The sequence below is a fragment of the Symbiopectobacterium sp. genome (assembly GCF_047692315.1).
Lineage (GTDB): Bacteria > Pseudomonadota > Gammaproteobacteria > Enterobacterales > Enterobacteriaceae > Symbiopectobacterium.
The window spans coordinates 142,935-163,924 of record NZ_JBLLJS010000030.1; the positions used below are offsets into that span (position 1 = coordinate 142,935).

The 20,990-nt window shown below is 53.0% G+C and carries 21 protein-coding genes and 5 pseudogenes; all 26 read left to right on the forward strand.

Annotated features, from left to right (window positions below; all coding sequences use genetic code 11):
• Positions 1-5 precede the first annotated feature (5 nt).
• The 26 genes and pseudogenes from ACMZI0_RS19900 to truD all read left to right on the forward strand — a co-directional run bounded on the left by ACMZI0_RS19900 (position 6) and on the right by truD (position 20,980).
• Positions 6-470: an antiterminator Q family protein gene (locus ACMZI0_RS19900; protein ID WP_415674270.1), complete on the forward strand. Its 465-nt coding sequence runs from the start codon at positions 6-8 to the stop codon at positions 468-470.
• 268 nt (positions 471-738) lie between these two features.
• Complete coding sequence (locus ACMZI0_RS19905; RefSeq protein WP_415674239.1) at positions 739-1,143, forward strand: hypothetical protein; 405 nt, start codon at positions 739-741, stop codon at positions 1,141-1,143.
• Positions 1,144-1,601: 458 nt separating this feature from the next.
• Positions 1,602-1,820, forward strand: a complete 219-nt coding sequence (locus tag ACMZI0_RS19910; protein WP_415674271.1) for a class II holin family protein — start codon at positions 1,602-1,604, stop codon at positions 1,818-1,820.
• 127 nt (positions 1,821-1,947) lie between these two features.
• A pseudogene (locus tag ACMZI0_RS19915) lies at positions 1,948-2,367 on the forward strand (lysozyme).
• A gap of 80 nt (positions 2,368-2,447) precedes the next feature.
• Positions 2,448-2,900, forward strand: a complete 453-nt coding sequence (locus tag ACMZI0_RS19920) for a hypothetical protein (protein WP_415674240.1) — start codon at positions 2,448-2,450, stop codon at positions 2,898-2,900.
• A 176-nt stretch (positions 2,901-3,076) separates the two neighbouring features.
• Entirely contained in the window at positions 3,077-3,367 is a 291-nt protein-coding gene (gpU, locus tag ACMZI0_RS19925; RefSeq protein ID WP_415674241.1) for a phage tail terminator protein, read from the forward strand.
• Between the two features lie 7 nt (positions 3,368-3,374).
• Positions 3,375-3,827: pseudogene (locus ACMZI0_RS19930) on the forward strand (phage tail tube protein); the annotation flags it as partial.
• A 101-nt stretch (positions 3,828-3,928) separates the two neighbouring features.
• Positions 3,929-4,315: a phage tail assembly chaperone G gene (gene gpG, locus ACMZI0_RS19935; protein ID WP_415674242.1), complete on the forward strand. Its 387-nt coding sequence runs from the start codon at positions 3,929-3,931 to the stop codon at positions 4,313-4,315.
• 20 nt (positions 4,316-4,335) lie between these two features.
• Positions 4,336-4,638: pseudogene (locus tag ACMZI0_RS19940) on the forward strand (phage tail assembly protein T).
• Positions 4,622-5,443, forward strand: a complete 822-nt coding sequence (locus ACMZI0_RS19945; protein ID WP_415674243.1) for a phage tail tape measure C-terminal domain-containing protein — start codon at positions 4,622-4,624, stop codon at positions 5,441-5,443. Before ACMZI0_RS19940 ends, ACMZI0_RS19945 begins: the two are co-directional and overlap by 17 nt.
• Positions 5,352-5,960: a phage tail tape measure C-terminal domain-containing protein gene (locus ACMZI0_RS19950; RefSeq protein ID WP_415674244.1), complete on the forward strand. Its 609-nt coding sequence runs from the start codon at positions 5,352-5,354 to the stop codon at positions 5,958-5,960. Before ACMZI0_RS19945 ends, ACMZI0_RS19950 begins: the two co-directional genes overlap by 92 nt.
• Positions 5,960-6,307 carry a phage tail protein gene (locus ACMZI0_RS19955; RefSeq protein WP_415674245.1) on the forward strand — a complete coding sequence of 116 codons (348 nt, stop codon included), beginning with the start codon at positions 5,960-5,962 and terminating at the stop codon, positions 6,305-6,307. The genes ACMZI0_RS19950 and ACMZI0_RS19955 overlap by 1 nt, the downstream gene beginning before the upstream one ends.
• Positions 6,308-6,370: 63 nt before the next feature.
• Complete coding sequence (locus ACMZI0_RS19960) at positions 6,371-7,300, forward strand: NlpC/P60 family protein (RefSeq protein WP_415674246.1); 930 nt, start codon at positions 6,371-6,373, stop codon at positions 7,298-7,300.
• Positions 7,284-7,890, forward strand: a pseudogene (locus ACMZI0_RS19965) (tail assembly protein). The gene ACMZI0_RS19960 and the pseudogene ACMZI0_RS19965 overlap by 17 nt, the downstream one beginning before the upstream one ends.
• A 122-nt stretch (positions 7,891-8,012) precedes the next feature.
• Entirely contained in the window at positions 8,013-8,282 is a 270-nt protein-coding gene (locus ACMZI0_RS19970) for a hypothetical protein (protein ID WP_415674272.1), read from the forward strand.
• Positions 8,283-8,329: 47 nt separating this feature from the next.
• Positions 8,330-10,834: pseudogene (locus tag ACMZI0_RS19975) on the forward strand (host specificity protein J); the annotation flags it as partial.
• A gap of 366 nt (positions 10,835-11,200) precedes the next feature.
• Positions 11,201-12,688: a DUF1983 domain-containing protein gene (locus ACMZI0_RS19980; protein ID WP_415674273.1), complete on the forward strand. Its 1,488-nt coding sequence runs from the start codon at positions 11,201-11,203 to the stop codon at positions 12,686-12,688.
• 720 nt (positions 12,689-13,408) lie between these two features.
• Positions 13,409-13,798, forward strand: coding sequence for a hypothetical protein (locus ACMZI0_RS19985; RefSeq protein WP_415674247.1), 390 nt, complete (start codon positions 13,409-13,411; stop codon positions 13,796-13,798).
• A gap of 348 nt (positions 13,799-14,146) precedes the next feature.
• Positions 14,147-15,598 carry a sulfate adenylyltransferase subunit CysD gene (gene cysD / locus ACMZI0_RS19990; protein WP_415674274.1) on the forward strand — a complete coding sequence of 484 codons (1,452 nt, stop codon included), beginning with the start codon at positions 14,147-14,149 and terminating at the stop codon, positions 15,596-15,598.
• An 11-nt stretch (positions 15,599-15,609) separates the two neighbouring features.
• Positions 15,610-17,037, forward strand: coding sequence for a sulfate adenylyltransferase subunit CysN (gene cysN, locus ACMZI0_RS19995; protein ID WP_415674248.1), 1,428 nt, complete (start codon positions 15,610-15,612; stop codon positions 17,035-17,037).
• Positions 16,976-17,668 (forward strand): adenylyl-sulfate kinase, encoded by a 693-nt coding sequence (gene cysC / locus ACMZI0_RS20000; RefSeq protein WP_415674249.1) that lies wholly within the window; start codon positions 16,976-16,978, stop codon positions 17,666-17,668. The genes cysN and cysC overlap by 62 nt, the downstream gene beginning before the upstream one ends.
• Before the next feature lie 58 nt (positions 17,669-17,726).
• Entirely contained in the window at positions 17,727-18,053 is a 327-nt protein-coding gene (locus ACMZI0_RS20005) for a DUF3561 family protein (RefSeq protein ID WP_415674250.1), read from the forward strand.
• A 230-nt stretch (positions 18,054-18,283) separates the two neighbouring features.
• A complete protein-coding gene (ftsB, locus tag ACMZI0_RS20010) occupies positions 18,284-18,646 on the forward strand; it encodes a cell division protein FtsB (RefSeq protein ID WP_415674251.1) in 363 nt (120 codons plus the stop codon).
• 3 nt (positions 18,647-18,649) lie between these two features.
• Positions 18,650-19,360: a 2-C-methyl-D-erythritol 4-phosphate cytidylyltransferase gene (gene ispD / locus ACMZI0_RS20015; protein ID WP_415674252.1), complete on the forward strand. Its 711-nt coding sequence runs from the start codon at positions 18,650-18,652 to the stop codon at positions 19,358-19,360.
• 58 nt (positions 19,361-19,418) lie between these two features.
• Positions 19,419-19,916: a 2-C-methyl-D-erythritol 2,4-cyclodiphosphate synthase gene (gene ispF, locus ACMZI0_RS20020; protein WP_415674253.1), complete on the forward strand. Its 498-nt coding sequence runs from the start codon at positions 19,419-19,421 to the stop codon at positions 19,914-19,916.
• Positions 19,916-20,980: a tRNA pseudouridine(13) synthase TruD gene (gene truD, locus ACMZI0_RS20025; RefSeq protein ID WP_415674254.1), complete on the forward strand. Its 1,065-nt coding sequence runs from the start codon at positions 19,916-19,918 to the stop codon at positions 20,978-20,980. The genes ispF and truD overlap by 1 nt, the downstream gene beginning before the upstream one ends.
• The last annotated feature ends 10 nt before the right edge of the window (positions 20,981-20,990 follow it).

A 20,990-nucleotide genomic window follows, 5' to 3' on the forward strand; every position in this document is an offset into this window, starting at 1 on the left:
AGATGATTCGTGATATCCAAAAGGTGCTTGAGCGTTATGGCGCATGGGCTTCTCATACTGAACAAGGGCTGTATTACTCATCGGTTGCTGCGGGGTTCCGTGGGCTGCTGCCCTCCAGCCAGCGCTCGCGCCCGTCGTGCTGCGATGACGATGGGTTGACGATCAACGGTGCTATGGCGTGCCTGAAAAAGCGCGACCCGTATCTGCATATGCTATTGGAGTGGCATTATGTGCTCGGCTTACCGGTGAGGGTGATTGGCACCAAGCTGGGCATTTCACACACGCTGGTGTTAAAACAATTGCAAATGGCGGAAGGGTTTATTGATGGTTGTCTGAGCATGATGGATATTAAACTGGATATCGATCTTGAATGCCAAAAAGAGCTGGTTTATACGCCGAAAATAAAAAGGTGGTGGAATTCCAAAAGGCAATGTAGTCTGATGAAAATGATTATTTCATCCTATTCCTAATGCGAAATTAATTTCCTGTGACAAGCCTGTTTTCTCCGATAGGTTAACTATCCTAATTAATGGGTATGTTAAAGAATGTGCATGCAAACTTTGATCTTTCTCAATGAAAGGTGTATTTATACGTGTAGTATCGTTCAATATCGAACGTATTGCATAGGAGCGCATGAACTTCGCAATAACCTACCGAAACAGTAAATCAGGAATATTCCAGATTAGTCTTATCGCAAAAAATGAAAGTAATGTTGCCAATTCGTCCTTTCCGAAGCATATGATGAAGACGCTGCTGTTATTTATGTTGGTTCCAGTGTTGCTTTCTGGGTGTTCGACGCGGTGGGTGAAAATTCGTGATAATCCGACTGACCATGTTACGTCGAGATCGATTTGTCGGGTGAACGCTGAACAGAAGTTTCCGGTTCAAAACGAAGTGGCATACCGCACGGGATACAGTACTATCACCGAGCCTTGTGAAAACAGAAGGCGATGCGGTGGGAAAAAATACAGAACGGTACAGATTGAAGAATTACAAAGCTATGTCACAGATGTCAACGACGGTAGCCGTAACGGTTCGTATTACGACTGCATGTGGGATAATGGCTGGCAGCAACAAACCAAATCAAACTGGGAGTGGGACAGAACCCCTATTACGCAGCAATATACTGGCCCGGCAAAATAATCATCTGGTACCACGTAATCGCCGTGTGTAAATAGAGTGATGCTGCAACTTTCTTTTTTTCTTATTTTAAAAAGAGGTTGTGGAATTCCCAAAAGCCATTTACTCTGCAAAAATGATTATTTAGTTCGATGTCATCAAGTTCTATCTGTTGATTAAAATAGAAATTAAAAACGTTGTGGAATTCCAAATGATAATGTAGCCTGTTAAAAGTCGTTAATTTACAGCAACCATAAAAAAGGCTTCGCTTATGTGAGGCCTTTTTGTTTTTCACTGCTACGCAATATAAACAGCACTTTGGCATTGGTAACTCTTTTGTTGAGCAGTATTCCATATAATGATGTGGCGCCTTTCATTCGCCTCTGGCATCGCGGATGTTGAGACGTCCGAACTTTATTCATGATTACTTTCCGCTTTTTGTTCTTATCACTGTAGGCACCCCGCACGACGGCGGTGAGGTTATGCGTATGTATAAATTGACGACGGGTATCTTCTATGGCGCTTCGGGTGCCAGCGGCGGCTATTGGATGCTTCAGTTACTTGATGCGGTTTCTCCAAACCAGTGGACAGCCATTGGCGTGATGGGGAGCTTGCTGTTTGGTCTGCTGACTTTCCTGGTGAATTTGTTTTTCAAAATCAGGGAAGACCGGCGCAGAGAAGAGGGAATGAATGATGAGTAGACGCAAGATAGCCACTGCTACGTTTTGCTCTGTCAGCGTGATCGTTGCAATGGTGCTGAGTAATAGCGATAGTTATCGTTCTCAACAAGGCAATGCTTTGCGTTTCAGCCAGGCGGCCATGGCGGTGATGGGCAATGTAGAGGGATGCCGGCGCGATGCTTATCTGTGTCCGGCTCGTATCAGCACTCAGGGCATTGGTCATACACGGCGTGTCTCAGGGGCGGCAACCCTGGCGGATGACCAGCAGGTTGCCCGCTGGTTCGCGGAAGATCAGTTGGATGCACAAAACTGCCTTGAATAGAACGTCGAACGTAAGTTAGGCGTGCGCTTACCGCAGAACGTGTTTGACGGTGTCGGCAGCTTTGTGTTCAACGTTGGCTGTTCGAATTTTCTGACGTCCACGCTGTACCGCTATTTGATGGCGGGATCTTACCTTGCCGCCTGTAATCAGCTCAGCCGTTGGGTATATGTCGGGCAGGAGGTGCTTCCGGGTTTGGTGGCGCGTCGCGCCAAGGAGCAGGCGCTGTGTTTGGCCACGCAGGGATAACCCCTATGATGAAAATCAACCTATTACTTACTGGCTGTGCTCTCGCGGCTGCCTTTGGTGCTGGTTAGTATATACAAGGGATGCGTTGGGACGCTGACGTTGCCGCTCGTGACAAGCAATCAAGCGAGATGCGTCAGGTGCAGCAACAATCCATTATCGCGCAGCAGGCGTTTACCTTTCAGCGCTTGAACCAGATAGCCGCCGATACCTATCAGCGCAGCCTCTCAATCAAGGCCGATTCCGATGAAAAACAGATCATTTACCGCACGATCGTCAAACGCGATCCCGTGGGGCGTCAGTGTGTGCCTGATGCTGTGTCTGACCGGTTGCTCGACTACGCGCACCGTCTACGAGCCAGTGTCGTGCACAGCGTTGCCCCAGACGTTGACGCAGCCCATCGTGGTGCCGTTACCACCGGTTGCCGATTGACCTACGCCCAGGCCGTTTACTGGATTGACCCACTGCTGGCGGCGCTGGAGCAGGCCAACAGCCAGCTTGATGCAATACGTACTGCTCAGGCCGACAGAAAATAACCCACTGTTCGCCGGTCGTCAGTGCGTCTACCCCACCGACAATCAACTACGGATGACATGCAAATCATGATGAAGCATACGCGGCTACGTGCTGCCGCTTTGGATGCGCTGCGTGCAGCAATCACGGAAAACATCACTTTCTTGACGGACGCCCCGTCACTTTAACGCCAGATCGCTTGCCCGCCATCGCGGTGTACGCCAGCGATGCGGAACCCGTGGAAAACGCTCTGGATGAAGCGCTGTGGCAAGCCAGTTTGCATATTGAGCTTTTCGAAAAGGAGGACAGCCCGGATACGACGCTGGATGAAAAGATGGCGCAAGAAATTTCTCCCGTGCTGATGTCAGTTTCAGCACTGAAGGAGAGTACGGAAACCTTCTCAACGCAGCGGTATGACTATCGACGCGATGAAGAAGGGAGCATTTGGAGGTCAGCGTACCTAGAATTTTCAATAAGTTATTATCAGTGAGGCCATTATGTCTACAACAGAAGCCATTAAAGGTGCAGGGACTACGCTTTGGGTTTTTACCGGCACCGGCGACCCCTATGCAAACCCAACGGGAGACAGCGGTTGGACCCGTCTGGCGTAGGTCAAAGAGCTGACGCCGGGCGAAATGACGGCGGAATCTTACGATAACACCTATCTGGACGGTGAAAATGCAGGATGGAGCGATACGGCACAGGGCATCAAATCAGTGGGGGACACCAGTTTCACCCTGGCGTGGAAAGCCGGTGATGTGGGGCAGCAGGAGCTGGTTGATTGGTTTACTTCCGGCGCAGTGCGCGGCTACAAAATCAAGTATGCCAACGGCGTGGTTGATGTGTTTAAGGGCTGGGTCAGTGCATTGGGTAAATCGATTCCTGTTAAGGAAGTGATTACCCGCACTGCGAAGGTGACCAATACCGGCAAGCCGGTATTGGCGGAAGACGCACCTGCTGCGGTAACGCCCTAAAGCAGCGTGTGATGCTGCTTTTTTTATGCCCCGCTTACGCGGGGCTTATTCGGTAAACATAAAATTAAGGAGAACACATGTACCTGAAAACCGAGCCTTTCGGCCCCAATCAGGTGGCGCTGTCTGAACTCTCGGGGTTGCAGCGCATTGAGTACCTCGAAGCCATTGTTGAACACATGAGCGCCTTGGAGAACATTCCTGACGCCATCCCGGAAGCCAAGAAAATGGCCATTTTTGGCAGCCTGACAATCAAACTGCACGCCTGGCTGGTATCTCGCTCACTGTGGCAACAGGATCGGGAACGCGTATTGGATGATATTTTCAACCAGGTGCTTAACGACTGGCCACCGCGTTTGATCAGTGAGGCTGCCTTGCTTGTTCAGCAACTCAGCGGCATCGCCCCCGAAAATGCCAGTGAGGAATCCGGTGGTGACAGCACCTCCAACACGCCGGGAAAGTCTTAGCAGCACAGGTGCGTTTTGCGATGCGTCTTGCACGGGAGTTTCGGCGTTACGACTGGCGCACGATGTTGTCTGAACTCTCTTCCAGTGAATTATCGGAATGGTTTGATTTCTATCAGGAGCACTACTTTTCCGATGTGCTGCTGGATGCGGAGTGTTGCGCCCTGCGTGCCACGATGCTGTTATTGGCGGGTCATCAAGATATCCCGTTACAGCAACTCAGTTTGTTACAGTAGCCTGCTGAGCCGGAAACGATGAGCGACGATGAACTGATGGCAATAGGTGAAGGATTATTTGGAGGGGTGCGTTATGGCCCAGATAGGTAATGAACAAGTGTTAAATTTTAGCGCGGAGGCTCTGTTGTTAAACAGCAGCGTTCTGCGCGTGCAGCAGAATTTGCTGTCGCTGGGAAATGTCGTTACCCAGGCGACACAGAGTTTTTCTCAATTGGTCGCTGAGCAGAGTGCGGCCTTGAAAGCGAGTGATGTGTTAGTCCAGCCGGGTAACTGGTCGGCACAGCGCGTGATGGCGCAGGGGCGCGCTGATTTTAACGATACCCGCGGTTTTATGTTGGCGGGATTGAATGGCATTGGCACCGATCAATCGAAAGATAAAACAGAGGTGAAAACCTGGCGGGACGGCCTGATTGAGTCATGGAGCGAATACGCAAAAACCGCTTCGGATACCTATGCTCAGGTGAAAGCGGGCGGTGAGTCGGCATTTAAAACGCTGGACGCGGGATTAAAGAACTTTGTGAAAACCGGCAAACTGAATCTCTCAAATTTTGCTGAATCCATGCTGAGTATGCTGGCGAACGTAGCGCTCAGGGCATCGTTGGTTGAAGGGGTTAACGCCGTTCTCGGTTTTTTTGATATTTTGACAACGACTAAGGATAAAGATAAGGATAAAAACAAGGAGAGTAAATCTTCGAATCAGGCAACCGCTTCGGCACAGCGCAGCGATACCCAGAAGAGTAATAACAGCCAGGAAGCCGGGGAGCCAAATAAAAATATCGGCAAAACCTGGGTTAATGGCCTGAGTGAATCCTGGGGGGAAATATTCAGAGAGCGCACTGGATTCCTATTCAATTATTCAGGCTGGGGGAGAGGCGGCATTCCAACAGCTAGATAATAGCGTGATGAACTTTGTTCGTACCGGAAAACTCAATTTCTCCTCTTTCGCCGAATCGGTGTTGGGCATGCTGGCGGAAATCGCTGTGAAGTCGGCACTGGTTCAGGGGGTTAATGCGGTTCTGGGAGCATTTGGGTTTACCGCCAATGCCAAAGGCGGCGTTTATACCTCATCCAGCCTGTCGGCCTATTCGGGGCAGGTAGTCGATCGCCCCACGCTGTTTGCTTTCGCCAAGGGGGCCGGGCTGATGGGCGAGGCCGGGCCGGAAGCCATTATGCCGCTGATACGTAACGCAAACGGTGTGATGGGGATGAGGGCCGTGGGCGGCAATGCGGCGCCGCAGGTCAGTATCAATATCGCCAGCGATGGCCATATTTCTCAGACCTCGTCGGCCGGGTTGGAGCAATTTGGCAGTGAAATCGGCAGCTTTGTCGATCAACGCTTTAAATCGCTGCTGACCCGAGAAATGGGGCAGGGGCGCATGTTAAGCACGGCGATGAAAGGGCGGAGAAGCTAATGACAATAGAAACATTTCACTGGCCGCTGCAAATCGGCAACCAGCCCGAGGTGCAATACAGCGAAACGGTACGCAAAGTGCAGTTTGGTGATGGTTATACGCAACTGTCCTGGGCTGGGTTAAACGGGGAAACCATCACCTTTCCCTACTCTTTTCGTGGCAAGCTTGACACTGCTGTCGAGATTCGGGATTTCTTGCGGCGTCATCGCAAAAAATCGTTCCAATGGATACCACCGCATGAAAAACCGGGGCTCTATCGGGTGGTGGAAGACTCGATAAAGTTTGCTCCGGCAGGCAACGTTCAGGGGGTTATCACCGCGACCTTCGTCCAGTGGTATAGCGTGTAACAACCCCGTCTTTCATCATCATTCCCCAGCCTGCGCGCTGGTTTTTTTGTATCTGGAGAACCGATGTCTATCAATCTCGACGCCCAACAGCTGGCGCCGGGCGATCGCGTGCGCTTGTTTGAAGTGGATTGCACCGCATTCGATGGCCCGGAGCTCTATTTTCACAACCATCTTGTCCCCCACACCGCTGACGAGCTTGCCGCCGCAGCGGGGGATGACAGTAAACTCCCGGCAAAATCCATCTGGTGGCAGGGAAAAGAGTATAAGGCATGGCCGACGCACATTGAGGGGTTGGAAATGACCAGCGATGGCAGTGCTCCCACCCCTACACTGGCAGTGGGTAATATCGACGGCACCATCACCGCGCTGTGCCTGGTCTACCAAAATCTGGCGCAGGCACCGCAGGAGCATTTCATCATGAGCCCCGAGGACTATGCGCAGGCCGAAGACAGCGGCACGTTGGTGGCGATCGTGCACGGCCATCCCGATGCCACTACCATGCCCAGCCCCGTCGATCTTGCTCAATGCGATCGATCGCAACTGCCCTGGGTGATCGTCAGTTGGCCAGAAGGTGATGTTCGCACTCTGATGCCGCAGCAGGGGGTTAAGCCACTGCTGGCGCGTCCTTTTGTGCACGGCATTTGGGATTGCTACGCCATTGTACGCGACTGGTCTCAGTTGGAGCGCAATATTCAACTGCCGAATTTTGCGCGCGCAGACGACTGGTGGAATCGGGGGGAAAACCTGTATATGACGCACTACCGCGAAGCGGGTTTTACGCCGGTGACGGATGATATTGCGCCGGGTGATGTGATCATTATGCAGGTACGCGCCAGCGAACCGAATTATGCCGGCGTCTACGTTGGCAACGGTGAAATGCTGCGCCATATGTACGGCCAGCTCAGCCAGAAAGTGCCCTACGGCGGCTACTGGCTGGACAGAACCATTATCCGACTGCGTTATACCGGAGGGAATAATGACGCTAGCCATTGAGTATCAGCCGTTAAAAACCATTCGGCTTTACGGCGTATTGGGCGCAACCTTTGGTCGCGTGCATCGTCTGGCGGTGGAAACCCGGCAGGAAGCCATTAAAGCGCTGGGGGTGATTATTCCCGGTTTTGAAAAGTTTCTACTGAGCAGTAAGTCGCGTGGTTTAACTTATGCCATATTTGACGGTAAGCGGAATCTTGCATTGGGTGAGTTGGACTTTATCGTTGCAGATGAGATTCGTATTGCTCCGGTTATTATTGGCAGTAAGCGGGCGGGCGTATTTCAAACGATTTTGGGTGCAGTGTTGCTGGTTGCTTCTATATGGAATCCTGCTTCATTAATACCAGCCAAGGCGCTTTTAACAGTCGGTGCCATGAGGGCATCCATGATGCTGGGCGGCGTAATGCAAATGCTGACCCCGATTCAAGGTGGTATCTCCATGCGTCAGTCTCCGGAGAATAAGCCCTCTTAATGCGTTCGGCGGGCCGGTTAACTCCATTGCGCAGGGCAACCCGGTGCCGATTCTTTACGGCCGTCGTCGTATTGGCGGCGCGATTATTTCTGCCGGTATTTATGCGGAAGACCAGCAATAATTATTGCCTTCATCAACGTTTTACTCACGCTGTCGTGCTTTATTTACCTCTGTCTGCACACAGCCAAGGTAAAAAAGATGAAAGCATCCCTATTATTGCCACTGCAATTATTGTTTCTGCCAATGATGTTTTTCTCCGTATTGTTATTGCCGGATGTTGCCATAGCCAAATCTCAGCCCGTCAATAACGATCAAATAAAACAAGCCATCATCGATGAGTCTATTTCTGCTTATCCGGGAAATTGCCCGTGCCCCTACAATTCGGCACGCAACGGCAGCAGCTGTGGGAAACGCAGCGCGTGGAGCCGGGCTGGGGGCTATTCGCCGATCTGTTATAAGAATGAAGTGACGCAAGAGATGATTGATACCTGGAAGAAACGACATAAATCCTGATTTCGACAAACCCGCCTTGAGCGGGTTTTCTTTTTAATGGAGTACCCATGGTAGCGATTAAAGGCAGCAAAGGCGGCAGCGCGAACGCGCGCGTTCCTGTTGAGTCGCCAGATTCCATTCAATCCACCTCCTACGCCAAAATACTGTTGGCACTGGGGGAAGGTGAATTTGCCGGGAATCTGGATGGCTCGTGTATTTTTCTTGACGGTACGCCGCTTAATGACAGTAACGGCAACGCCAATTTTTCCGGCGTGTCGTGGGCATTTCGTCCCAGTACGCCTGACCAAAGCTATATCCCCGGTTTTCCCGGTGTCGAAAACGACATTACGGTAAGCACCGAGCTGACCAGTAAAACACCGTGGATACGTTCGCTGACCAACATTCACCTCTCTGCGGTGCGGATACGCTTCTCGTGGGCGGCTACCGCATTGAATATGCCATTGATATCGCAACGGACGGCGGCAGCTACCGTGAAGTGCTCAAAACGGCGATTGACGGTAAAACCACCACGCAATATGAGCGCAGCCACCGTATCGATTTGCCCAGCGCATCAACCGGCTGGCAGATCCGCGTGCGCCGCATCACGCCCAATTCCACCAGCAATCGTATTGCCGATAAGATGGCGATTGAAGCCATTACCGAAGTGATCGATGCCAAGCTGCGCTATCCGGAAACGGCGCTGCTGCTGCAGTTTGACGCGCAGCAGTTTCAAAATATTCCGGTTATCTCCTGCGAACCGGATGGACGTATTATCCGCGTGCCCACTAACTATGATGCACAAGCTCGGCGCTACAGCGGCAGTTGGGATGGCACGTTCAAGTGGGCGTTCTCCAACAATCCCGCCTGGGTTTACTACGATATTCAGCTTTCAGAACGTTTTGGCCTTGGCGAGCGCATCAAAGCCACTAATCTGGTGTTGTCGAAATGGACGCTGTACCAGATTGCGCAGTACTGCGATCAGCTTGTGCCGGATGGTCATGGCGGCAGCGGCACGGAACCCCGCTTTTTGTGCGATGTGTACATCCAATCGCAAGAAGATGCGTGGACGGTGCTGAACGATCTGGCGGCGATCTTTCGCGGTTCCTCGTTCTGGGCAAATAACCAGATGAACGTGCTGGCCGATATGTCGCGCGAGATGGATTACGTGGTAACGCGTGCCAATGTGCGTGACGAGCGATTTACCTACAGCAACACCAGCAGCAAGACGCACTACAGCACGGCGATGGTGGCGTGGTCCGATCCGGATAACGCTTATCTGGACGCGGTGGAAGCCGTTTCGGATAACAAGCTGGTGCGGCGCTACGGCATCAAACAGGCAGATGTGACCGCAATTGGTTGTACGCGCTAGACCGAAGCGATCCGGCGCGGTAAATGGATTTTGCACACCAACGATGCCGATCGGACCGTTTCTTACGCCATGGGGCTGGACGGTGATATTCCGGTTCCCAGCGCCATTGTTGGTATCGCTGATCCATTGCTGGCCGGGCGTCCATTAGGTGAGCGTATCAGTGCGGTTGACGGACGTAACATCATGCTTGACCGCATCTCTTCTGCGGCAATCGGTGAACGCCTGATTCTCAACCTGCCGAGCGGGAAAGCGGAAGGGCGCACCATTGAGGCGGTAAACGACAAAGTTGTCACCGTCACCACGGCGTATAGCGAAACGCCAGTACCAGAGTCTGTGTGGGCGGTAGATGCCAACGACTTGGCATTGCAACTGTATTGCGTCATTGGTGTGAAAGAGGTGGGAGGACAGCGCCTCATTTGACATCACGACCATCGAATTCGACCCTGATAAATTCGCCAAAATTGATACCGGTGCGCGCATTGAATCTCGCCCAATCAGTCTGGTTCCGCCTTCGGTACAGCCTGCGCCGACCAACGTGGCTATCAGTGGCGATAACCACATTGAGCAAGGTATCAATATCACCACCCTGCGCATTACCTGGGACAAAGCGGACAGTGCCATTGCGTATGAAGTGCAATGGCGGCGTGATAACGGCAACTGGATCAGTGCGGCGCGCACCTCGGCACAAGGCGTTGAGGTGCCGGGTATTTATGCCGGACGCTATCAGGCGCGCGTGCGCGCCATCAATGCCACGGAGATCTCTAGCCTGTGGGCTAACGCGCAGGAAACTACGCTAACAGGTAAAGCGGGCAACCCTCCGGCACTGGCCAGTTTCACCACCACCTCGCTGGTGTTTGGCGTCCAGCTTGACTGGCAATTCCCCGCTGGCACGGACGATACCCTGAAAACCGAGATTCAGTATTCCCCGACGAGCGACGGGCAGAATGCGTTGCTGCTGGCAGATGTGGCGTATCCCACACGTGCCTATCAGCAAATGGGCCTCAGTGTTGGCCAGGAATTCTTTTACCGTGCCCGTATCGTCGATAAGTCTGGTAATCAGGGGCCGTAGACGGGGTGGATCAGCGGTGAATCGAGCGTAGATGTCGGAGATATCGCGGATGCTATTTTGGCGGAGATTGAGGGTTCCGGTGCCTGGCAGTCACTGGTAACAAATATTGCCACAAACACACAGCAGATTGCTGATGGCATGCTCTCCAGTATTGAGCAAGCGAAAGCCATTTTGCGTAATAGCCTGACAATAGATGAAGAGTCTCGCAGATGGCGTACTGAAAATGGTGCTCGCGTGGCAGAAATTGCAGATACACACGCTGCAGTAGCCAATGAAGTCGAAGCGCGGACTATCGCGCTCTTGGAAATGCAAACGCAGATTGGCACAACTCAAAGTAACCTGAATACATTGCAGCAGACGGTTACAACACTGGAAAAGACGACCTCGCAGAATGTGGATAGCCTCACAAGCAAAATGCGTGCAGCGGAAGGGGAGATTGACGGGCTCTCTACCGTTGTTGATGGCTTGCAGACCAAAGTTACCCAACAAGGGAATACTTTAATGTCGCAGGGGCAATCCATCACGCAAATCACCGCGTCGGTCGGAACGGCTCAGACTACGGCTGATAGCGCTAAATCTTCCGCCGCTGCCGCACAGCAGGCGGCAACGAATGCTGCTACTGCGGCGGGTAATAAAGGTAAAGTGATTTATGGCACCGCAGAACCTGCGGTGGCGGATCGCCTGACGCAAAACGTGTGGATTGACACGACCAATAGCGCCAATACACCAAAACGCTGGAATGGTTCGGCATGGCAGGCAGTTACAGACAAGGCCGCCACAGACGCCGCTGCGGCAGCAAAATCCGCCGCCAGTGCAGGGGCCGCGGCACATTCTACGGCTAACGGCGCTGTGCAGAGTGTCAATGCGGTATCTGCAACGGTTACGCAGCAAGGTAACACTATTACTGCGCAGGGAGCGCAGATTAGCCAGCTAACAGCGACAGTGAATGGTGCCACAACGAAAATCAGCGACATTAGCCAAGTGGTTAATGGCATTGACGGTAAATTGTCAGCTTCTCGAACCATTAAAGTGGGGGTTGATGCAAATGGAAAACAATATCTGGCTGGTATTTGTCTAGATGTTTCAAATTCAACTACCGGGATGCAGTCAAATATTATTCTGTTAGCCGACAGAACGTCCATTATGACCAATGCGGGAGGAACACCGACACCTGTATTTACGACGCAGGGAACGCAGGCGATTTTGAATAGTGTCGTAATTGGGGACGCAACAATTACGTCAGCTAAAATCAAAGATGCGGCAATAACTGGGGCTAAGATTGCTAATACTCAGATTGGGACCGCTCATATTGTTGACGGTGCTATTACTAATGCGAAAATTGCAGGGATTGTTCAGTCCAATAACTATAGTGCAATTAATCGCACTGGGTGGATGATCAACAAGAATGGCGATGCCGACTTCTTTGGCCGGGTTTATGCCGGTAAGATGGAAGGCGACATCACAGCGGAGTTGCTTAACCTTAGCTTGTCGTTCTCTGGACAGAGTGGCATGGTGTTGCACGCGTTCGCTCTATTCACCATCGAAAAAGAGGTGTTCATCATTGGTTCGCCTGAGCCGGAAGACCCCTATTGGTCTCCTATCAGTGGTAATCCGTCAGGATGGAGAATGAAAGGGTTTTGCCTAGGTATTTATCCCGGACTAATCAATCAGGTGAGTGGGAGTGGGTTTTACGTTGATGACGATTTCCAAGTTAACCGGTGTGTGCCCGGCGGTGGTCTTGTTAACGAGGTTCACTTATCGCCGCGAGAAACCCAGGGGCAAACAACTATCCTCGCGCAAAGCGTAAATTTAGTGCCAACCGTGAAACTAATCGTTCCTGCTGGTACCGGTAAGGCAATAATTAAGTTTAAGTTCGGGCATCGTAACAGTCGTTATGCTGGGTTTATGAGATTTGACGTTCGCGCATACAAACGTACTGATTCAATTGCGAAGGTTATGACGCAAACACCGGATGAGAACCCGAGATAACAAAAAGGAACTTCTGCTCCTTTTTTAATTGTCAGCTTTAAACCACCTTCTCGGGAGTGGTGATTGTTTAATCCGCAACTCTACTGAAAGAGTGCGCTAGTCCCTTACATAGATAGCGCACTATACGACTAAGAGAGTAACTATGAATGCATGGTAAAAATCGCACCCTCGAGGTGGTGTAGGGTAGTAAAGGCGTTGTCGGCAACGGTACGCAATGGGCGAATGATATTTTGGGGAGTGGTCGCGACCATGCTCTCATCATCAGCACGGCCACAGGCTACTGGCCGCTTGGGAGGGAAGGCAGATTTAATTCAGACGTTCAGAAAGTGCCGGGGAATGGGTAGGGTGGATTTAAATACTGTCACCGGGAAACAATGTGGAGTTTGGTATCAAAATTCAAATACTGCCGCTACTGGTGCCAGAAATCACCCTGTTTCAGTTAGCGACATGTTGTTGGTTATTGCAAAAAATACAGATGGGCTATCAGCATGTACCCAGCTTTATTTCCCTTATAACTCCGTCCGTATCTATTATCGATATTTCCTTGCTAGTGGAACATAGGGGGCGGGGCTCAGGGTTATTGAAGCAACCGGACCTATACATCTTTATCCCGGTACAAACGGAGGTGAAATATTTCATGGGGCAACTCAGCGTATTCTGGTCCAAGGCGGTAACGCCGTAGCCGACTCTAACGGATTCTGGAAAACAGCAAGCCCGGTCGTGAAATTGTTCTTAGACGGCACTAGCGAACTCACCAGCGAGGCCGAAGGCATCACTACCGAGCGCTTGAGCGAAGGCGTGTATCGCATTTCCGGCTGTTTGGGCCTGAATGCCGATCGCGCCTGGGGCGGTGATGAGGGCAGCGAGAAGATAAACCTGGATGGCTCTATCGTCGTTCGCACCTATCATCGGCCACACCCGGACGCACCCGCGTTCGCACGTAACGAGATTGAAGGCTACGCGAACGGCGATCCGATCGATATCCCGCACGACACCTTTATCTCGGTGCGCGTGCAGATGCCAGAGGCTGAAGTGCAAGGGAAAGTAGTTGAAACGGTGCCAAATGAGGCTGCAAACGAAGTTGTTTTGGAAACCTCAGCACAAGCGTGAGTAACACCCCAGTCAGGCCGGTCTGCGATGACCGGCCTGACTGGGGTTCGCGCATAATCCCCCCCCAACCTGAAATTTTTTCTCACAGCAGTGACACTCACGCACCGTGCGCCGGGTACGGTTTTAGTAACGTAAATAAAATCAATCTATAAGCATTACGCTGCGTTTCCTGTCCCGCTGTTATTCCATTACGGAACTTATCATTCCAATTCGGCATTTCATAACCCTTCCTACAGCACCGTATAGTCCACTTATCAAATTTTTAACTTTGTTAAGGCGATTGTGAACTATCTCCCTTTGTTCGCTGACGTGAAGCAGCGTGTGGTGTTGGTGGTCGGCGGCGGTGAGGTGGCAACGCGCAAAATTGATTTGTTATTGCGTGCTGGGGTTGATGTGCATGTGTTTGCACAATCGCTGGCTGATCCGCTATTGGTAAAGCAAAAAGCAGATCAGTTGCATTGGCTGGCGCAGGAGTTCGCCCCAGAACAGGTGGATAAGGTCTTTCTGGTGATCGCCGCCACCGATGATGTTGCATTGAACGCGGCAGTGTCTGAAGCGGCACAGCAGCGTTATCGCTTGGTCAACGTGGTGGACGACCAGCCTAAATGCTCGTTTATTTTTCCGTCCATTGTCGATCGCTCACCGTTGGTGGTGGCGATTTCCTCGGGCGGACAAGCGCCGGTGCTGGCGCGTTTACTGCGTGAAAAGCTGGAGGCGCTGCTGCCTGCCAGTTTAGGCGATATGGCCCGAGTGGCAGGCGAATGGCGCGATCGCGTCAAAGATCGGCTGCATTCGATGCGCGCACGCCGTCAATTTTGGGAACGACTGTTTAATAGCCCTTTTGCTGACCAAATTGCCGCAGGGCAACAGGCGGTGGCGGAGGAAACTCTGCGCCAGCAGTTGGATCAACCGCAACGGGTGCAGGGTGATGTGGCGTTGGTGGGTGCCGGGCCGGGGGATGCCGGTTTGTTGACCCTGCGTGGCTTGCAACTGATTCAACTGGCAGATGTGGTGCTCTATGACTATCTGGTGAGTCCGGAAGTGCTGGAGCTGGTGCGTCGTGATGCGGAGAAAATCTGCGTCGGCAAGCGTGCTTCCGCGCACTCATTGCCGCAGGGGGAGATCAACCGCCTGCTGTTTACGCTGGCGTCGAGCGGTAAACGTGTGGTGCGGCTGAAAGGGGGCGATCCCTTCATATTTGTGCACGGCAGCGCCAAGCATACCGACATCATGAAAACCGAAGGGTTGAAGCAAGCGCTGGATAAGTACGGTTTTGATGCGACTTTCGGCGGTGCGCGGCGTGATGAAGAGAAATCACGTGCCAAAGAGCGTATCTACTCCTTCCGCGATCGGTTTCACCGCTGGGATCCAAAAAATCAGCGCCCGGAGTTGTGGCATAACTACAACGGCCAGATTAACAAGGGTGAAAGTATTCGCGTGTTCCCGCTCTCCAACTGGACGGAACTGGATATCTGGCAATATATCTATCTGGAAAATATCGATATCGTGCCGCTCTATCTGGCAGCCCCGCGTCCGGTGCTGGAGAGCGATGGCATGCTGCTGATGGTGGATGATGATCGTATCGATCTGCAACCGGGCGAGGTGATCGATCAACGCATGGTGCGCTTCCGTACCCTCGGCTGTTGGCCGCTGACCGGCGCGGTGGAATCGCAAGCGCAGACGCTGCCGGAAATCATTGAAGAGATGCTGATATCGACTACCAGCGAGCGGCAAGGGCGCGTCATTGACCGGGATCAGGCCGGCTCGATGGAACTGAAAAAGCGTCAGGGGTATTTTTAAGGAATCGTCAAATGAACCAAAGCATTGCACAACAGATTGCCGATCAAGGCGGAGTTGAAGCCTATTTGCACGCGCAGCAGCATAAAAGTTTACTGCGTTTTCTGACCTGCGGCAGCGTGGATGACGGTAAAAGTACCTTGATTGGCCGTTTGCTGCACGATACGCGTCAGATATACGAAGATCAGCTTTCCATATTACACAACGACAGTAAGCGTCTGGGGACGCAAGGGGAGAAGCTGGATCTGGCGTTGCTGGTAGATGGCTTGCAGGCCGAGCGCGAACAGGGTATTACCATTGATGTCGCTTACCGCTATTTCTCCACGGAAAGACGCAAATTCATTATTGCCGATACTCCCGGTCATGAGCAGTACACGCGTAATATGGCGACCGGCGCCTCGACCTGCGATCTGGCGATCCTGCTGATCGATGCGCGCAAAGGCGTGCTGGATCAAACCCGTCGCCATAGCTTCATTGCCACGCTGCTGGGTATCCGCCATCTGGTGGTGGCGGTGAATAAAATGGATCTGGTGGACTACCAACAAACGGTATTCGAGCAGTTCAAGCAGGATTACCTCGATTTTGCTCAGCAGCTACCGTCATCGTTACAGGTGACCTTCGTGCTTATCTCTGCGCTGGATGGGGATAATGTGGCGACGTCGAGCACGACCATGCCCTGGTACAGCGGCCCGACGCTGCTGGACGTGTTGGAAACGGTAGACGTTACGCGGCAGAGCGATACGCAGCCGATGCGTTTTCCGGTGCAGTATGTTAATCGGCCCAACCTGGATTTTCGTGGCTATGCGGGAACGCTGGCTTCCGGCGTGGTGCAGGTCGGGCAGCGCGTGAAGGTGCTGCCGTCCGGCGTGGCCTCCACCGTAGAACGCATCGTCACCTTTGATGGCGATCTGCAACAGGCACACGCGGGAGAAGCGATCACGCTGGTGCTGGCAGATGAAGTAGATATCAGCCGTGGCGATTTGCTGGTGCCGGAGGCGGATGATTTGCGCGCGGTACAGCATGCGCAAGTCGATGTGGTGTGGATGGCGGAACAACCGCTGGTGCCGGGACACAGCTACGATATCAAGGTCGCGGACAAGAAAACCCGTGCGCGGGTAGACAACATTCAGTATCAGGTTGAGATCAATTCGCTGACGCAGCGCGTCACAGAAAACCTGCCGTTGAACGGTATTGGTCTGGTGGATTTGACCTTTGATGAACCGTTGCTGCTGGAGCCCTATCAGCAAAATGCCACCACGGGTGCCATGATTTTTATCGACAGGCTGAGCAACGTGACCGTCGGTGCCGGGCTGGTACACGAGCCGATTGTGCAGGTGACGCAGGAACTTTCTGCCTACAGTGCGTTTGAGCTGGAGCTGAATGCGCTGGTGCGTCGCCACTTCCCGCATTGGGGTGCGCGCGATCTGTTGGGAGGGAAGTAGCATGGCGTTGTCATCAGAAGAGAAACGCTACGCCAGCGATGCGAATATTGTCTGGCACGATCACCTGGTGGCGCGCAGCGACCGCGAGCGGTTGCACCGCCATCAAGGGGCGGTTGTCTGGTTTACTGGCCTGTCGGGATCGGGGAAATCCACCCTGGCAGGGCAACTGGAACAGCGCTTACACCAACTCGGCGTCAGTACTTATTTGCTTGATGGCGATAATGTGCGCCATGGGCTGTGCCGCGATCTGGGCTTTTCCGACGCCGATCGGCGCGAGAATATTCGCCGTGTTGGCGAGGTAGCCAGCTTGATGGTGGATGCCGGGCTGGTGGTGCTGACGTCGTTTATCTCGCCCCACCGCGCGGAGCGTCAGATGGTGCGCGAATCGCTGCCGGAAGGAAAGTTTATCGAGGTGTTTGTCGATACGCCGTTGGCGGTGTGTGAAGCGCGCGATCCTAAAGGATTGTATAAGAAAGCGCGTGCCGGATTACTGACCAATTTTACCGGTATCGACGCCGTGTACGAGCCTCCGCAGACGCCTGATCTGCGGTTGGAAGGCGAACAATTGGTAACAAATTTGACCGATCAGTTATTAGATCTACTGCACAGTCGAGCTATTATCAAAGTCTGATTGGCTCTGTCAGGTGTCACTGCCTTTTGCGGTGGGGCGGAGTGTTACAGGGTAGACTATGCAGAACGTAACGCAGTTATCGGTGAGTAAGCGGCGTGTGGTGCGTGAAGATGAACGCACCTATCCGTCTATGGGCGCTATCGCCGGTTTTTCTTTCTACTGGCTGGCGTTTGTGTTGCCGATTTTGGTCTATGGCGCCAATACCACGCTGTTCTTTATGCTCTACACCTGGCCGTTCTTTCTTGCGTTAATGCCTGCGTCAGTGCTGATTGGCGTTTTTTTCAGTGTGATATTCAAAGGCAATATGGCGCTGATGGTGCTGTGCAGCGGCGCGGTGATTGTCTGTCTATTCTGGCTGGTATTTTCGCTGATCACTGGCTGGTGAGAGGCGGTGTAACAGCACCGCTATCTGTTACCGACCTTTAACAAATGTGACTGATGTCTCACATAACGCGCGGTTCCTCGTGTTTTTTCTCTCCTTTTGCAATAACACTTTTAAACCTTGGGTTATCCGCCTTTAACCGGATAAGCGCAGCATGGTGCGTTAATCCGCCTCGATAATATGGAGTCGGAGGCAAAGTTATGGGATGATTAGGCGGTTTTTCAGGGGGCGGGATGGGAAAGCTAACGCTGTTATTATTGATTTTGCTCGGTTGGCTTCAATATTCGCTATGGCTGGGTAAAAATGGCATTCATGACTATGTTCGGGTTAAAGACGACGTAGCTGCCCAACAGGGCAACAACGGCAAGCTCAAAGCCCGGAACGAACAGCTGTTTGCGGAAATCGACGATCTTAATGGTGGACAAGAAGCCATTGAAGAGCGCGCCCGCAACGAATTGGGCATGATTAAACCGGGTGAGAGTTTCTATCGTCTGGTACCGGATCAATCCGGTCGCCGCGCGGCGACAGCGCCTTCATCTGCGAATTCTGGCGCGTCCAACGCCCTGTCTTCTTCTAACCCTATGACGTCACGTTAACCCATGTTTGAACCGCTGGTTTCCTTACCTGAGGTTGTCGCCGTCCTGCCCGCAGCCGGAAACGGCAGCAGAATGGAGTGCGACTGCCCAAAACAATATCTCACCCTTCATGGCAAAACGCTGTTGGAACACACGCTGGCAGCGTTGTTTCAGCATCCGCACATCCAGCGTGCCGTGGTGGTGATCAGCCCGGATGACTGGCGCTTTGCCTCCTTGCCGCTGGCGCAAGATCCACGTATCAGCGTGGTGTTCGGGGGTAAACAACGGGCCGATTCGGTGCTGGCCGGTTTGCGTGCAGTAAGCGATGCGCCCTGGGTGCTGGTGCACGATGCGGCGCGTCCGTGTTTGCATCTTCAGGATCTCGATCGCTTGTTGCAGCTTATTCGGCACTGCGACGTGGGTGGCATTCTTGCAGCACCGGTGCGGGATACCATGAAGCGCAGCCAAGGAGCGGCGATCGATCATACGGTTGATCGCGGTAGCCTGTGGCATGCTTTAACGCCACAGCTGTTTCCTCGGGTATTATTGCAACGTTGCCTGGAGTGCGCGTTGCAGGAAGGCGCTGTGGTGACAGATGAAGCGTCGGCGCTGGAGTATTGCGGCTATCATCCACAGATTGTTTCCGGGCGCGCTGATAATATTAAAGTAACGCGTCCTGAGGATTTGGCGCTGGCCGAGTTCTATCTGGCTAGACTGGCACAACCCAACGAGTGATGTGCCCTTCACCAACCTCATGTTTCACAACCATTCGATAATCAAGGAGAATAACCCCATGCGTATTGGTCACGGTTTTGATGTCCATAAACTGGGCGGCGAAGGCCCATTGGTGATCGGCGGGGTTCGTATTCCTTACCCTCAGGGATTGTTGGCGCATTCTGACGGCGATGTGCTGCTGCATGCCGTGACGGATGCGCTGCTGGGCGCTGCGGCGCTGGGCGATATTGGCAAACTGTTTCCCGATACCGATCCGGCCTACAAAGGGGCGGATAGCCGCGATCTGCTGCGTCAGGCGTGGCAACGCATTCAGGAAAAAGGCTATCGGCTGGGAAATCTGGATGTCACTATTATCGCGCAAGCGCCGAAGATGGCTCCGCATATTCCGCAGATGCGCGTCAATCTGGCGGAAGATCTCCACTGTCATATGGATGACGTCAACGTAAAAGCCACGACCACCGAACAGCTTGGGTTTACCGGGCGCGGCGAGGGGATCGCCTGTGAGGCCGTTGCCCTGTTGGTGAAAGACGAGCGGAGTGAAGTGGTCGCATCGTAATGCAGCAAGAACCAGCTACGCTCAACATGGAAACCCTGACCTGGCTCCATGGCGAACCTCTGGCAACCGGGACGCTCAAGGCGACAGCCGATGATTTCCGCGTGGTGGAATATCTCGGGTTCGCGCCGGATGGTGATGGCGAGCATGTGCTGGTACAGGTGCGTAAACGTGGCTGCAACACCGCGTTTGTGGCAGAAGCATTGGCGAAATTCGCCCGCATTCCCGCTCGTGCCGTGAGCTATGCAGGCCTGAAAGACCGGCATGCGGTGACTGAACAGTGGTTTTGCCTGCATCTGCCGGGAAAAGCCTTGCCTGATTTCTCTGCCTTTATGCTTGAAGGGGGTGAAATCCTTGCCTGCGCCCGTCATCGGCGCAAGCTGCGTATTGGTACGTTGCGTGGCAATCAGTTTACGCTGACGCTGCGTGATATCAGCGATCGCGCTGCTGTAGACGCCCGCTTATCTGTTATCGCAGAACAGGGCGTTCCCAATTATTTTGGCAGCCAGCGCTTTGGCCACGGCGGTAACAATTTGATTCAAGCGGCCCGTTGGGCCAGAGATGAGATTCGCGTTAAAGAGCGCAGCAAACGCAGCTTCTACCTGTCGGCCAGTCGCAGCGCACTGTTTAATCTCATCGTGAGTGCGCGTTTGAGCCAGGGACTTGCGACGCAAGTCGTCGCAGGCGACGTGTTGCAACTCGCCGGGCGCGGCAGTTGGTTTGTAGCAAATGAAGACGAACTGGCGGCGCTTCAGGCTCGCGTCGATCGGCGTGAACTGTGTGTGACGGCACCGATGCCGGGCGAGGGCGAACCGGGCACTCAGGGTGACGCGTTGGCGTTTAAACAACGCTGCCTGGTGGGGCAAGAAACGCTGCTCGGGCTGCTGCGCCGCGAACGCGTTGAGGTTGCGCGGCGTGCTGCGTTGCTTTATCCGCAGCAAATGCGCTGGTCATGGCCGGATGAGACGTCGGTCACGTTGGATTTTTGGCTACCGGCGGGCAGTTTTGCTACCAGCGTAGTGCGTGAGATCATTACGCCGCTGGAGCAGGTGGATATTGCTGATTGAGGTGTCGTAC